The following is a 14,977-nucleotide window of genomic DNA, read 5'->3' as shown; positions in this document are numbered from 1 at the left end:
CCTGAAGCATTTTCCTTCCATTTGAAACATTTCTTGTTATATAGGGCTTTAATTCATCAGTTTCTGCTATATTTTGAAGGTAATGAAACAACGATTTTAAAGCAGATAATTTTCTATTAATGGTTAATGGTAAATTATCGAGCTTAAATTCTAAAAAGGATAGGAAATCTTCCAGTTGTTGAACGGTTAGCTTTTCTAATACGTCAAGTGGGACTTCCTTACGTGAACCTTTAGAGTAACCTTCGACCAATAACCAGTCAAAGAAAATATTGAAATCATGGCAATAGTTTAATAGTGATGTGGATGACAACTTTCTTCGTTTTTTATCTATGTATTCACCAACGTACCAAGGAAGTTCTTTTGCTTATTCTTCAACTCTTTCATAATAACGTTGTTTTTGTCTTTCAATATTAATCACCTCTTTCCTCTAATTATACATTTTTATACTTTACTTCGTCAAAATCATTGAATACAGCCATCTGATTGAACCAGCTGTGCCATCTTTTTGATCCATTCCTGCCATGATTTTGATCCACCCTTCTGTATAATGAAGAGCCACATGAGTGCAAATTCATTACATTGGAGGTTTTTTTGTGGTTAAATTAGGAGGTCGATTAGAAAAAAGAGTCTCCCGTTAAAGACGGAAAATCGGGTGTTGAATGGTAATGTTGTTAAACAAGAAAAATAACCCTAATGCTAGGAAAAGCTTATGCTCTCCAATTAATTAGGGGTATTCCAACTCTTTTCTTATTCAATTATTATCATCGCATGCTGACCAGTAATATTATAATTCGCAAAAAATTTATCTGTATCATATAAAACATTCCCTATTAGAGGATCCATTACATATAAACCCTTGTTATTATAGCCTGTTACAACCACGGTATGCGAATTGCTTAGAGATTTATATAATTTATTTTCCCCAAAGAAATGCCATGATTTACCCTTTTTCGGTTTTTGCAAATCTATCGTAACCCAAGTTATTACCGGAATTCCTTTATTTAGTATATCTATTATCTCACCCTTAGTACTTCCACTTATATTAAGTGCGCGACTTTTACCACCAATAAAATCTAGATATTCGTTAGCCGCTTTTGCAACGGGAGGTGGATATGCATAAAATCCTTTATTAAGACTTCGTGGATTTCCGCCATAGAACTTGTATGGATCTGGCCCAAACAACTTTCCATTCCTGCTTTCAAACAGTTTTTTGGGTAAAAATTCATCCGCTATTTTAGTTTTCGTAACGTCATACCCATAAAAATTCAGAGTACTAGTCAAAGCAGTAACCTCGCAACCATTTGGGAGTTCAGGCTTTTGCTTTAAAACTTCAACATCAATCTTAACTTCTGTAATATGAATCTCATTATGTTGATCTATTTCATACTCTTTAATATATTTAGGCATGTTATTTTTCAATGTGACCTTTTCCATACCCTGGTCAATTTCCACTTTATATACAGCGTCGTTTTTCACATATGGATTATCAATGAGAGTTTGCTGTATGATGTAGCTTTTATTATAATCCAACAATTTTGATAATCCTTTACCATATAGGTCGGTTTTCACTATGTCTACCATTTTATTAGTCCCGTTCTCAATAATAAGATACTCAGTGTTTTTTATAGGGCGTCCAGTTACATCATCAACATTTTTAATCGTTATTCTGCCTTGTTTCTCTTCATCAAAAAAATTAAAGATGGTGTTATATAGATTACTCTTTTGAATAATATCGGTAGTAGCTAGAATAATTACCATAAACAAAAGGAAAAACAATATAGAGTTTCTAATTATTATCCTCATTTGTATAGTCCCCTATGTAAATAGTACCCCTAATTAACAGGTAGGGATACTTTTGTCATTTTAAACGGGTGCAGCTTCTTTTTTCCCATTACCAGTATCTGATTGGAACTGGTAATCAGGCTTTTGGTCTAATTCAATAAAAAATTTATTATACCAAACCAAGAAAACATAAACCGTCCAAATATATCGTTGGCGACTTGCCTTTCCTGTATAATGCTCATCAAGATATCGGAGTAGATCCTTTGTATGGAAAAACTCTTTTGCGGTATCTGATTCAAACATCTCTTTTACACGATTATAATATTTTTCCTGGCGCAACCAATGTCTAATAGGCACTGGGAACCCAACCTTTGGTCTATTTGCCCATTCCTCAGGTAACACTTCTTTAGCAGCTTTACGTAATGCATATTTTGTGTCTTCTTTGTTAACTCGATAATTTGATGGAAGTTTTCCTGCTGTTTCCATTACTTTTTTATCTAGAAATGGTACCCTAAGCTCAATAGAATGCGCTGAACTCATTTTATCTGCCTTTAGAAGTATATCACCGGGTAGCCAATGCTTTATATCAATATATTGCATTTTTGTAATATCATCTTTACTTTTAACGTTTCTATACGATTTTTCTGTAATGCTCTGTGCAGATGGAGCATTCTTATACGCGTCCTGCAATATATTCTGTGCGTCTTTTTCATCAAAAACCTTTGCCTGACCAATAAATTTCTCTTCAACCTTTTGACCACCCTTGACTAAAAAGTTGGTAATTCTATTTTGTGGTAATGAATTACTAATGTTAGACAAAGCACGACGAATTGGAAACGGGACTTTTTCATACTTTTCCATTGCTTCACTTGTTTCATACCATGCATACCCGCCAAACAACTCGTCTGCCCCTTCCCCTGATAAAACAACCGTAACATGTTTACTAGCTAATTCTGCTAAGAAATACAATGGTACAGAAGAAAGATTAGAATGTGGCTCATCCATATGATATTGAATGGTAGGAATCGCATCAAAAAACTCATCGCCTGTGATTAGCTTTTTATGATTTTGTATCCCAAGTATAGTAGACAGGTCTTCTGCTAAATTCGTTTCATTAAATATTCCTTCATGATCTTTAAACCCAACTGAGAAAGTGTTATGAGGCTTTAACAGAGCGGTAATGTAACTCGAATCTATCCCCCCAGATAAAAATGAGCCTACTTTAACATCACTAATTTTGTGCTGGGCAACTGATTCGCGCATCGCTTTTTTAATTTCATCCACATAATGATCTAAGCTATTATCTTTCTCATCAAAATTAGCGTCCCAATAAGGTCTAATCTCAATTTCACCATTTTTGTATACCATATAATGTCCGGCTTTAAGCTTGAATACCCCCTTAAAGAAAGTTTCATCCAATACAGGGTATTGAAATATAAGGTATGGTTTTAACGCTTCATTGTTAAATTCTTTTATAAACGAAGGATTTTTCAGGAAGGATTTAATCTCCGACCCGAATATAAATGAATTATCTACCGTATTTTGAGTATAGTATAGTGGTTTTATTCCAAAAAAGTCTCGTGCAATGAACATCACATCTTCCTTCGAATCCCAAATAGAAAAAGCAAACATCCCTCTAACTTTGTGTAGAATATCCACACCGTACTCTTCGTAGCCATGAATAATTACTTCACTGTCCGTGCTACTATTAAAAATATGACCTTTTTCAGAAAGGTCCTTCATTAACTCCTGGTAATTATAAATTTCGCCATTAAAAATAAGCACAATGCTTTTATCTTCATTGTACATTGGCTGGCTTCCATCAGTAGATAAATCAATAATCTTAAGTCTTCTAAATCCTAATGTAACTTTGTCATCTGAATACATGCCATCGCTGTCAGGACCCCTATGTTCAATAGTTTTCATCATTTCATTTATTGTTTTTGTTTTATCTATTTGCACTTTATTTCCTGCAAACCCAACAATTCCACACAACATATATCACCCTTAGTTATTTAATTAGTACCTAGTAATTATAAATTTACGATACTATTATTTTGACAGACTATAAATAGCTATTAACACTATATAAATGCTCTCTTCTTATTGCTCCTACTGTTTCCTTTATATCGTTGCGATAACTTTCAGGAAATCGATCATAGTCCAATCTCCCAAAATCCTGCAAAGTGATCTTTTTAGCATTTTTTTAATTATATTACACCAGTACCTTTTACGTTATTTTTCATTCACCCATCTACAGTGAATAATTATATCACAAAGTTTATCATAATTAAAAATTTTATAGTTCCCAAGCAATAAACAGCCGATTACCAACTAAGGGAACCAGCTCAAAATTTATTTAAGCCACAACGTCGTAACCCTTATCTTCAACTGATTTACGCATATCTGCTACTGATACTTGTGCCTGATCATATGTAACGTTTACTTTACCAGTGCTTAAGTTTACCTCAACACTTGTTACCCTATCCACTTCTTCTAGCGCACCTTTTACTGATGATTTACAGTGGCCACATGTCATGCCCTTTACATCTAAAATAATTTCCATTTAATTATCGCCCCCCTTTCAAAGTATGACTCTTCTTATATATTAACTCTCTTCAAACGAAGTGAGTTCGTAACAACACTTACTGAACTAAATGCCATTGCAGCTCCAGCTAACCATGGCGCCAACAATCCAACGGCCGCTATAGGGATTCCCGCACTGTTGTATGCAAAGGCCCTGAATAAATTTTGACGGATGTTTTTAATAGTCGCTTTACTTAAACTTAATCGCTTTTGGTATGAGTAATAGTTCCCCACCTAGAATAGTCACATCTGCCGCTTCTATAGCAACTTCTTTCCCTGTTCCAATTGCGATTCCAATATCCGCAATTGCTAGTGCAGGTGCATCATTTACACCATCACCAACCATTGCTACTTTTTTACCTTGTAATTGAATTCCTCTTACGTTATCCGCTTTCTCTTCAGGTAGAACTTGTGCAATAACTCGGTCAATGCCTACCTGCTTAGCAATTGTCTGGGCGGTTCGTTCGTTATCTCCTGTCAACATGATAATCTCGAGACCTTGTGACTTCAATAGCTCGATCGCTTGTACGGCTGATTCTTTAATTGTATCTGCTACAGCAATCATTCCTTCTGCAACAAAAAAACCTAAAACATATGCCATAGTTTGTCCAGTTTTTAAAATAATCTTTGTTTACTGTATATTTTCATTTCCAACTACCAAACGCCCTCTTCTCAACATTATGTTTTTTAAGGAGCATACGAATGTATCTTGGGGAGACATTGTCCTTATCTGCAATTTCAGTTGTACTTTTCCCTTCTCCATATAACCTGACTACTTCCCCATCACTCAAAGTGCGCTTTATTAGATTTCGTCCCTGTTTTTCCAAATACATAAACCTCCTCTAGTATATTGAAATAAGAACATTTGTTCTTATTTCAATATAACATATTTGTTAGGTTACCGGAAAATTTTTATAATTTCATTCCTAAATTTTTCATAAACTTCTAATTGTTATAAGAACTTATAACGTAGGATTTTTATTGTGGGTTATTACAAAAAATTAATATCACAAGGTTTTTGCTTAGTACAGATTCCATCTCATATATGTTAATCATCTGGAACCTCTCTATCACTTCTTTTAAATATTGCTTATTACTTCGCGCGACGACTAGCGACTAATGACTCTATTTCATATATGTTCATCATTTGAATCCCTCCTTGAGTCCTAATGTTTTGTCTCACGAATTCCTTTACTTGTTGCGGCGACCAGCGATAATTGATTCCATCTCATATATGTTCAATTTGCCAACTCCTTCCTTATTTCTTTGATACTCTAAGTATAGGTGTGATCTCAGTTTTCCAAAACGGCTATAAGCATGAACTTTGCTCAACCTCTAGACTGATATTTCTGTCAGACCATCGGTAGTTAGGAATGCTAATTTTAAACAAAAAAATAAGCCGCCAAATTTTTGGCAACTTACTTAAAAATTATTATAAGCTTGGTTTCTCTTCTTGATCAGGTCCCACAATATGTTTGATATGGACTGGAAGATGGTTCTGGCAGTGCAGCGTATTCATCCTGTTCAGGCTTATGGGCGTAGGGATTTGAAAGAACTTCTAGAAGTTTCTCCATTACACCGTAGTCACCTTGTTTTGCTGCTTCCAGTGCCTCTTCCACCCGGTGATTACGGGGGATAAGTGCGGGGTTGCTACTGCGCATCAACTGGTGAGAAGATTCGTTCGATTCCTGCTGTCTACTAAGTCGCTCCTTCCACTTACTATTCCATTCAGTAAATTCCGGGGTCCCTCTGAGCACAGAATCCTCATATGTTTCAAAAGTTAAAGCTAGGAAGGTATTTGTATAATCCGCTTCATACTTCTGCATTATATTTAGGAGTTCTTCAATTAAAGCTTCATCCTCTTTTTCTTCTTTAAATATCCCGAGTTTAGCTCTCATTCCCTCAACCCAATTCGAATGAAATAAGTCCATATAGTTTGAAATTGCATCCTGAGCCAGTTTAAGAGCCTGTTCCTGATCTTCATGCAGCAATGGCAATAAGGTTTCTGCAAATCGGGCGAGGTTCCATCCAGCAATCTTAGGCTGGTTACCATATGCATAGCGACCTTGAATATCAATTGAACTGAATACCGTTTTTGGGTCATAGTAATTCATAAATGCACAGGGGCCATAATCAATAGTTTCTCCGCTAATGGTCATGTTATCAGTGTTCATGACGCCGTGAATAAAGCCAACCAGTTGCCAATTTGCTATTAACTCGGCTTGCTGCTTAATTACTTCTTTAAGTAACGAAAGATATCGATTCTCATCAGCTTCAACTTCCGGATAATGGCGTTTCAATGTATAATCAGCCAGATCCTGAAGTTCCTCTACCGTACTCCATTTTGCTGCATATTCAAAGGTACCAACTCGTAAATGACTTGCAGCAACCCGGGTTAGAATTGCACCAGGCAGTTCAGTTTCACGAATTATGGACTCACCACTTGTCACTACTGATAGACTACGGGTGGTAGGAATACCGAGTGCATGCATTGCTTCACTGATAATGTATTCACGCAGCATTGGTCCTAGTGCTGCCCGACCATCACCCCCACGGGAATATGGGGTTCTACCCGAACCCTTAAGTTGGATGTCAACACGCTCATCCTGAGGGGTCAGTTGCTCACCATGCAACAAAGCACGTCCGTCCCCTAACATAGTAAAATGCCCGAATTGGTGTCCCGCATATGCCTGCGCAAGAGGAAATGAACCTTCCAGGGTCTGATTTCCTGCTAGGACTGCTACACCATCATCGCTTTGCAGCTCCTGTATGTTCAATCCCAGAGAAGTTGCCAACTGATCATTGAGAATAATTAACTTTGGTTCCTGGACAGGATTTAAAGTAAGGCTAGAGAAAAATGATTTTGGCAGATTAGCATAACTATTGTCTAAATTCCATCCTGAATCTGTTCCTTCTTTTGTCATTATATCGGCCTCTTTTAGTTTGTCTTTTTTATACAAAACATTATTCAATGCTATTTTTAGTTAATTCATAGGTATTATTCATACCTATTTATTCATTCACTTTTTAAAGTTACGTGATCTCCTAACTTGATCTCACCTGTCTTTATGACGGATGCGTAAACTCCAAAGTGATTTCTTCTTTCACTAACAACTGATTTAAGCAATGATGGGTCGCGCTCCCCAGTATGTGGGTCAATTGTGATTATCATACACCTTTGACAATGCCTAATTAACTCCAACTCAACTTGGCCTCCAATACGGATCTGCTTCCCAAACCACTGTTCCTCTACAAATGGGGTCTTTTCTGAGAGTGAAATGTATAAGTTTGGTCTAAAACGCCGATAGTCTAAACCTTTTCCCTAAATCCTTTTCATTTCAATTACAGATGCATCGGTCACTAATTGAATATGCTCTTGCTCAATTGCACCCAATGGTACGTATGTAGGTGAAAATGATTGCTGTGAAATTCGTTTATTCGATTTTTTCTCTAATTCATCAACTAATGCGTAATCGTCCCACCTTAGCAGATTACCTTCTGGAGTAGTAATTTCAACTGCAGGGTATTCCTCCATTTGATCTTCACCCAAAAATCGTGCCTTATATTTAGCCATTTCTGGAAATTGTGTAATAGTTAAATATTTTTCCGGACAATTCTGGTCAATAAACGCATGGCTACGGTCGCCATACAGACCATAGTTTAATACCTTTGATCTTTTTATATTTTCCCCATAAAAAGGATTTAACCGGATGTCTGACAATTTCTTTTATATGTCCAATGATCATGTCAGAGCCCCTTCCCGCTGCCAAGTGCAGTGGTATGTCTATTTATAATCATATGTGAGATAAATCAAAAAATACTGTGTACCAAGCAAGTTTAACGTAGATTGATGGACAGTGAAACCAGTTCCCTAATCATCTAACAATTAAAAACCATATTCCGCTTCTTTAGCCTCACGAATCCGCGCATATGTTTCTGTTAAAACCATCGTATCTTCAACTAATCGATCAATGCGGAAAAACACATCGTCATTTGTAATTTCTTTTCTGTGAAAATCCTTTTCCTCGATAAATACAAAAGTCTGAACGATTTGAGCTTTCATATAGGCAAGAATCGGTTTTAATTGTTGTTCTGCAATTAAATAATGTTTTGCAGAACCTGCAGTTACAAGTATACTGACAACCTTATCGCGAAATGCGTTTACCGGAAGTAGATCAAATACATTCTTCAATGTACCTGGTATGGATGCCTGGAAAATAGGTGTCCCGATAATAATTGCATCAGCTTCCATTATAGTTTGTGCTACATAACCAGTGTCACCTTCATATTCCAAGTAATTACGCCCATCACTAAACTGAACATCGCAATCGGCTAAATCAATTAATGTCACTTCCGTGTCTGGATAGGTTTTCAAGACAGATTTAACCGTGTATTCCATAGCAGTTCTCGTTTTCGATCCAACTTTAGATCCTGATAACCCGACAATTTTCATCTTCTCCTCTACCTCCTATTTCTTAGCTGTATATTTTTTAATTGCTGGTAAAATTTCCGTGCCGATCAGTTCAATATTTTTCATCAACCGGTCAAATGGCACGCCGCCAAAATCAATTTGTGCAATATAACGTTGGTGTCCAAATACTTCATGCTGATAAAGGATTTTTTCAATAATTTCCTGTGGACTACCTATATTCATAACATTATGTGGGTGTACACCTTGTGCGAAGTGCTGTTTTGGAAAACCTGAACCATTTGTTCGCTTCATTCCTTCATTAATATGAGGGTACATATCCTTTAAAGCTTGCTGCGATGTTTCAGCTGCATAGAAAAAACCAGCCGTTGCGATTGGTAGCTCTGATGGGTCGAATCCACTGTTTTGTGCAGCTTCACGATAAGCGTCAACAGATCGCTTGAAAGCTGTAGCAGGTCCCCCCAAATGTGCTAAGAACATCGGAACACCAGCATTACCTGCTCTCATCGCACTAGCAGGTGATCCACCAACTGCACGCCATATCGGCATTGTACCATTTTGTGGACGTGGCAGAACCTCCGCGTTATTTAATGGCGCTCTATACTCCCCACTCCAATTAACAATTTTTTCCTTGTTAAGCTTCAACAACAGGTCAAATTTTTCCTCGTACAATTCTTCATAATCCCGAACGTTATAACCTAATAAATCAAAGAGTCCTATTCGGGAGGCGCGACCAGCAACAATTTCTGCGCGTCCCTTTGAAATTAAATCAAGTGTTGCAAAATTTTCATATACGCGCACTGGATCTGAGGTACTAATAATTGTAGATGAGCTTGCAATTTTAATATTTTCTGTAGCTTGTGCAATTGCTGAGAGTACAACAGCATGAGCCTGTGTTGCAAAAAACTCCTGATGACTCTCCCCTACACTAAAAAAGTCAATACCTGCCTGGTCAGCTAACTTGGCATATTCGATAATTTCATGAATGCGTTGTCCTGCAGAAATTCTCTCTCCTGTTAGGGGGTCTGGTAAGTGGTCACCTAGTGTATAAATGCCAAATTCCATTCCTTTGCTTTGGTCAATACGATACTTTTCCATTTGTTTCTCAACCTCTCTCTAATACAATTTATCCTACCTGAGCAGCTACACGTATCTGTACAACTAACTATCCTGAAAGGCACCCTATCAATTTCAGCTTGTTATATCCACGTACTCATGCCACCCTTAATAATTCTTATTTTTTCAAATCCATGTTTCTTCAAGATTCTAGATGCTTTAACACTTCTCATCCCTATTTGACAAATAACGACTACCTCTTTATTTTTGTCAAGCTCGTTTATCCGTTTCCGCAATGCGGTCAAAGGAATATTTATAAATGGATTTTTGCGATTGGCTCCAAATTCATGAGCAGTTCTGACATCGACAAACTGAATACTAGTATCTTTAAACTTACTTTTCGCTTCATCGATCGTTATATTCAAAACTCCACGAACAGGCAAAAAGAAATTTATTACAAAAAATAATGCTCCAATTATAATTGTTAATTGAAGTACTGTTCCCATACTGTTCCCCTCCTTACTGTTTCGATGACAGTGTGAAGTATATTTTGTATTAGTAGTTGTAACTGTAATTTTATATATTACATTTATAACAAAAGAAAAGTCAATCGAGAGGCACTTCCTGTTTTTGTTTTACAAGGTTGACGAGATCTTCAATCGTATATTGGTTTAAAAATTCTCCGAGATGTTCTTCAGCACCTAAAAAAATTGAAAATAAAACACTTTGCATATTTGCCCCAACAACACATTTCTTATTTACTTCAGGACACTTTGGTTGTAACGCTCCTTCAGATGTTATCTTATATATTTCCCATAGCGTAACTTCGCTTGGTTTAGAAGTAAAAATAAATCCACCACCAGTACCTTCTCTAGATGCTATATAGTCATGTTTTCGCAGCAAACTTAATATTTTCCGAATTCGAACTGGATGCACAGAAACACTCTCCGCTATAGCATTACTTGAAGATATACGATCCGGATGCAGTGAGAGAAACGTTAAACTATGAACGGCCAGTGTGAAATCACTATTCATTTCCTGTCCTCCTAAATTATATCGATATAGTAGAATCCTTTGGTCAAAACTTTTTCATTTCATGGATTTTGATAACTAAATAATAACTGTAATAATAATATTTACAGAAAGATATGTCAAGTGTGTGAACCCAATTAACATCAAAAAAGGCATTCGCTTGTTAGCAAATGCCTAAGTGGTAAATCTTGGAATAAGACAGTTAGCTTGGTGAATTTTGTCGGTTAGTAATAGTAACAATTACCCAAGAAGCCCCAACTTTAAGCAACCTATATGGGTGGGAATTCCACTAGGTCTATATTCAGCTACATTTACTTATGGTAATTACTGTATTCCTTTGAAAGTGTTTCCAAAGACACATAATGTTTCTCGAGTGTTTCTAGTAATAATGTGTTTAGATCTTCGGATTTATGTTCCATACGTTTATCTATATATGGGTAATTCTTTAATATCATGTCTACAAATTTATCAAGAGAATGCATTTGAATTAAGTAATCAATGAGCAAATAACCGTAAGCATCTTTATTCTTAGCGTTAATAATAGTAGTGATTGTCGGATACTTCTCGTCATTAATTCTGTCTATCATTTCTTGTGACGCTTCATGACTTATACGAATATCTAGCTCATACTGACCTTGAGCGTTTTTATTAATAGCTTCTGAGAAATAATTTGCAAAGCCTTCTTGGAACCATACAAGACAGTTATCGTTTGTTAAATGAGACAAAAATTGATGTGTGATTTCGTGCTGCAAGAAATAATGGGTGAACGCTTCTTCGTAGCCATCTACTACTTTAAGAGCTTCACGGTATTCGTTCCAACTAGCAATCTTATCTGATCCAAAAGGAATTGTTGCAGCTAATTCTTTATTTGAATTGAAAAGCTTAATATTCAATGACTCAGGCTGCCAATCAAATTTATCTTTATATAGACTTACGATTTTATTTACATGATTATCAATTGCATTAGCTGATTGCTCATGTCCTTCTAAAAAATAGGTATTAATAAAATCATTTTCTTTTTTTACAAACGGCAAATCGTTAAGCTTCCATCCTCCCTCTTTCTTAACTAGCATATATGTAACAGTGGCATCTAGAGTTTATCCGTTAGTTCGCTTCATTATTATTGAGAAGTTTACTGTTCCTTTGTCCTTAGAGTCTAACTCAACTCCATTTAGATCCGCTTCAATTTTATAACCCTTTTCTAATAAATAAAGATATTCTTCAAACCATCTTTGTTGTTCTTTATAAAACAGTGCATTTTCTTCATTAGAGAGTTGGAGGAAGGATTTTATATCTTTATCTTTCAAACTATTTTTTAAAGTATTTGATAATTCCTTTTCAATCTTACTTGCAGCTGTTGTTTTTTAATTTCATCTTTCTCCTTAGTATCTTCTTTATTCTTAACTTGCTCAGTTTTCTCAGGATTTATATCTTTTTTTTTTAGTTGTTTCTCGATCACCTGAACAACCATTTAGAAATAGTAGTATCAAACATAAACCTAAGAAGAACTTAATCATTTCACATCACTCCTTTATTATTTTGCCAACCCCCCTGAGTAGCACATTTGTAAAGTAAGGTCTATTATCGCATGACTTTTCAGAAATTTTAATGTACTCCATGTTAAGCATTAGAGTTCTGCACCCGAATAACCTATTGATTTATTAGCCATAATAAGAAAAGGAATTAATAAGGAGTGAAAACAATGGGTGAATACAGTCATTTTCGATTTGGGCAGAAAGCACCGAATAACGGTGTATATAGAGAAATTGGTGAAACTGGTAGTAATGTAGCTGACCCCAAAATAGTTAGACTCAAGGTAGGCGATAAGTTTCCACAAACCTCTAACCATGACCGTGTTTGGACATATGAGAAAGGGAAGTAAAATCATAGTGTTCTTGTCATGTGGTGATTCACCTTTTCTACGCACGATAAAAAAAGTGAAATGGATCAGTTTTGTAAACTGATCCATTTTGGACTTCTGTCTAGGCTTTTTCACCGTCACGTCCTGGGAAATCAACCGTTGACCCGAAATAGTGACAGCTTTCCCCAGCCTTGGCCATTTAACTATTCTTATCATGGGTGGCAAAAAAAGCATATTTTAAGGTCATATATTAAACCTTTCTATATGCCTCTTCTTTTAACGTATCATGAATTTTGTATAGATGTAGTTATAGTAAAAACGGTTAACAAATTGATATAAAATTTGTTAACCGTTTTAATTGTTCGTTCATTCATGTATTTCTTTTATATCTAATGATACAATTCTATCTGTGTTTTTATCATATATTACATTTCCGTGAATAGTCAGCTGTTCCTGAGGTGATTCTAAGATATATTCATATGTTTCTTTTCTTCGCGTGGAACCAAGTTGCGTTTTTCTTAAAGCATTATATTCAACTATATTGTATCCTGGGTAAGAAACTTGCACAACTTCTAATAGATATTTTCCCCATTCTTGTTGTTCCAGCTCTGGAGAAGGCATAATTTCAATATTCATAACACCTTCATTCGGATTTCCACCAAGTGCTTCAAACGCTCTACGGTGGAGGTTGATTTTATTTGCTGGATAACCGGGTACTTGATCAACCACGGTAACCAGGACTTCTCTTGCAGGTATGGACAAATTCCTGATTTTTAGTGTTTGGCCGCAGTGATAGGGAGTATCTCCTCCAACAGCAGCTGTCATATAGTCATACTCAGACCAGGGGATGCCGCAATGTGTAACCTGGCCTCCTTCTGTCCACGTAGCTTGACCTCTTACATGTTGTTGACGGTCATCCATATAATAAGGATATGCTGGATAACTTCTAAAATAACCGTAATTTGGAACCGCTTGATATGGATTAGTTGCATACCAATAGGTATTTTGCATATGAGAATGATTCGGGTACATGCTATTCCTCCTGTCGTAATCGTAACCTCAGATAATATATGCAAGAAAAAGGTTGACCCGTGACAGGTATTCATCAATCTCATGTGTTTAAATTACATTGGAAGTTATTTAACGATTTTTTCTGTTCATCTGTTTGTTCTCAGTTACTTTATTAGAAGTGTCTGCGCTTCCCTGTTTTTCGTAGTACTTTGCGTCTGGATTATAAAGTTTGTTTGAGTCAGTAGAAGCTTTCTTACCTCTGGGTTTCACCATTTCTTTCACCTCTTTCTCTGTCTGTTGTTCGGGTTAGTTTATGTGAAAACAGTGATAAAATACAGGCTTCGAAAGAGCATTTGCATTTATAAATTACCCCACTTTTTGAGTAATTGTTGTATCTCAGTTTTTCTTGTAGTCCCTTCATCCTTGGGTGTTTCCAGGATAAGTGGAATTCTCTTGAATTGTGGAGTTCTAAGTAGTTGTTCAAGTTGTTTTTCTGTTATAAATCCATGACCTAGAATATTAGCGTGACGATCTTTTCCAGACCGAGTATCGTATTTGGAATTGTTAAGGTGAATTACCTCTAGGCAGTTAAAGTATTCCAAATCAGAACCTTTTTTATAAACATCATTCCAATTATTTCCATCCCATAGGCCACTGGCAAAGGCATGACATGTATCAAGACAAAACCCGATTTTTTCAGGGTGATCACAAAGGTTACGGATTTGTACTAGTTCCTCAAAGGTAGTTCCAATTGATCCAGGTTTTCCAGCGTTATTTTCAAGAAGAATTTTGCAGTTACCATCCCAATTAATAAGTACTTCATTCAGAACATTAATCATTAATCGATAACTGGAGAGGGGGTCTTCAGAAATGAGTTTGCCAAAGTGTACAACGACGCCAATAGAACCACATGCATCAGTGATTTCTAAGTCGTTTAGAAGGGATTTAATAGTTTGTTCTCTTTTGGTATCGGTTTGTGCAGTCAGATTTGTCGGATAAGGTGAGTGCGATACTGATTCAAGACCATTTTCTCTACAGAAATGCTTGCACTCAGCTGCATCTTCCCTACTAAAGTCTTTTACAAATAAACTCCTCGGGTTTTTAGGAAAATATTGAAAAGCAAGAGCATTCATGGATAACGCTTGTTTCGCAGCTCCTAAATAGCCGTCCCTTATTGAAACATGACTGCCAAATTTCATGATATCTCCCTCCATTAGTCA

16 protein-coding genes and 3 pseudogenes are annotated in these 14,977 nt (G+C 36.2%); 1 reads left to right on the top strand and 18 read right to left on the bottom strand.

The features are described from left to right. The 15 genes and pseudogenes from ACOI1D_RS07450 to ACOI1D_RS07380 all read right to left on the bottom strand — a co-directional run. Window positions 1–250 (bottom strand): annotated as a pseudogene (locus ACOI1D_RS07450) (tyrosine recombinase XerS); the annotation flags it as partial. Window positions 251–747: 497 nt separating this feature from the next. After that, window positions 748–1,803 (bottom strand): C39 family peptidase, encoded by a 1,056-nt coding sequence (locus ACOI1D_RS07445; protein ID WP_422500512.1) that lies wholly within the window; start codon window positions 1,801–1,803, stop codon window positions 748–750. Window positions 1,804–1,863: 60 nt separating this feature from the next. Next, window positions 1,864–3,777, bottom strand: coding sequence for an asparagine synthase (glutamine-hydrolyzing) (gene asnB / locus ACOI1D_RS07440; protein WP_422500510.1), 1,914 nt, complete (start codon window positions 3,775–3,777; stop codon window positions 1,864–1,866). Window positions 3,778–4,141: 364 nt separating this feature from the next. Further along, window positions 4,142–4,348 carry a copper chaperone CopZ gene (copZ, locus tag ACOI1D_RS07435; RefSeq protein ID WP_422500508.1) on the bottom strand — a complete coding sequence of 69 codons (207 nt, stop codon included), beginning with the start codon at window positions 4,346–4,348 and terminating at the stop codon, window positions 4,142–4,144. 35 nt (window positions 4,349–4,383) lie between these two features. Continuing rightward, window positions 4,384–4,936: pseudogene (locus ACOI1D_RS07430) on the bottom strand (HAD-IC family P-type ATPase); the annotation flags it as partial. A 76-nt stretch (window positions 4,937–5,012) separates the two neighbouring features. Next, window positions 5,013–5,195: a hypothetical protein gene (locus tag ACOI1D_RS07425; protein WP_422500506.1), complete on the bottom strand. Its 183-nt coding sequence runs from the start codon at window positions 5,193–5,195 to the stop codon at window positions 5,013–5,015. A 630-nt stretch (window positions 5,196–5,825) separates the two neighbouring features. Continuing rightward, the gene (locus tag ACOI1D_RS07420; protein WP_422500504.1) at window positions 5,826–7,292 is read right to left on the bottom strand and encodes a protein adenylyltransferase SelO; all 1,467 of its coding nucleotides are present in this window, start codon (window positions 7,290–7,292) and stop codon (window positions 5,826–5,828) included. A 92-nt stretch (window positions 7,293–7,384) separates the two neighbouring features. Continuing rightward, window positions 7,385–8,114 (bottom strand): annotated as a pseudogene (locus ACOI1D_RS07415) (MOSC domain-containing protein). Window positions 8,115–8,254: 140 nt separating this feature from the next. Continuing rightward, on the bottom strand, window positions 8,255–8,821 hold the full coding sequence (locus tag ACOI1D_RS07410; RefSeq protein WP_422500502.1) for an NADPH-dependent FMN reductase: 567 nt from the start codon (window positions 8,819–8,821) through the stop codon (window positions 8,255–8,257). Between the two features lie 15 nt (window positions 8,822–8,836). Then, entirely contained in the window at window positions 8,837–9,895 is a 1,059-nt protein-coding gene (locus ACOI1D_RS07405) for an LLM class flavin-dependent oxidoreductase (RefSeq protein WP_422500500.1), read from the bottom strand. A gap of 101 nt (window positions 9,896–9,996) precedes the next feature. Next, window positions 9,997–10,359, bottom strand: coding sequence for a rhodanese-like domain-containing protein (locus ACOI1D_RS07400; protein ID WP_422500498.1), 363 nt, complete (start codon window positions 10,357–10,359; stop codon window positions 9,997–9,999). Window positions 10,360–10,459: 100 nt separating this feature from the next. Next, on the bottom strand, window positions 10,460–10,888 hold the full coding sequence (locus tag ACOI1D_RS07395) for an RrF2 family transcriptional regulator (protein ID WP_422500496.1): 429 nt from the start codon (window positions 10,886–10,888) through the stop codon (window positions 10,460–10,462). Between the two features lie 308 nt (window positions 10,889–11,196). Further along, entirely contained in the window at window positions 11,197–11,958 is a 762-nt protein-coding gene (locus ACOI1D_RS07390) for a hypothetical protein (RefSeq protein ID WP_422500494.1), read from the bottom strand. A gap of 24 nt (window positions 11,959–11,982) precedes the next feature. Continuing rightward, window positions 11,983–12,192, bottom strand: a complete 210-nt coding sequence (locus ACOI1D_RS07385; protein WP_422500492.1) for a hypothetical protein — start codon at window positions 12,190–12,192, stop codon at window positions 11,983–11,985. Window positions 12,193–12,200: 8 nt separating this feature from the next. Beyond that, entirely contained in the window at window positions 12,201–12,356 is a 156-nt protein-coding gene (locus ACOI1D_RS07380) for a hypothetical protein (protein WP_422500490.1), read from the bottom strand. Between the two features lie 231 nt (window positions 12,357–12,587). Here ACOI1D_RS07380 and ACOI1D_RS07375 point away from each other — a divergent pair, with 231 nt between their 5' ends. Then, the gene (locus ACOI1D_RS07375) at window positions 12,588–12,767 is read left to right on the top strand and encodes a YjzC family protein (protein ID WP_422500488.1); all 180 of its coding nucleotides are present in this window, start codon (window positions 12,588–12,590) and stop codon (window positions 12,765–12,767) included. A gap of 345 nt (window positions 12,768–13,112) precedes the next feature. Here ACOI1D_RS07375 and ACOI1D_RS07370 read toward each other — a convergent pair whose 3' ends face one another. The 3 genes from ACOI1D_RS07370 to ACOI1D_RS07360 all read right to left on the bottom strand — a co-directional run bounded on the left by ACOI1D_RS07370 (window position 13,113) and on the right by ACOI1D_RS07360 (window position 14,956). Continuing rightward, complete coding sequence (locus tag ACOI1D_RS07370) at window positions 13,113–13,778, bottom strand: DUF3889 domain-containing protein (protein ID WP_422500486.1); 666 nt, start codon at window positions 13,776–13,778, stop codon at window positions 13,113–13,115. 108 nt (window positions 13,779–13,886) lie between these two features. Continuing rightward, window positions 13,887–14,030 (bottom strand): hypothetical protein, encoded by a 144-nt coding sequence (locus tag ACOI1D_RS07365; protein ID WP_422500484.1) that lies wholly within the window; start codon window positions 14,028–14,030, stop codon window positions 13,887–13,889. Between the two features lie 86 nt (window positions 14,031–14,116). Beyond that, the gene (locus ACOI1D_RS07360; RefSeq protein WP_422500482.1) at window positions 14,117–14,956 is read right to left on the bottom strand and encodes a deoxyribonuclease IV; all 840 of its coding nucleotides are present in this window, start codon (window positions 14,954–14,956) and stop codon (window positions 14,117–14,119) included. Window positions 14,957–14,977 lie beyond the last annotated feature (21 nt).

Origin of the sequence: Virgibacillus sp. DJP39, assembly GCF_049310925.1 — a bacterium.
Lineage (GTDB): Bacteria > Bacillota > Bacilli > Bacillales > Amphibacillaceae > Virgibacillus_F.
This window is presented reverse-complemented; position numbering and strand designations above follow the sequence as displayed.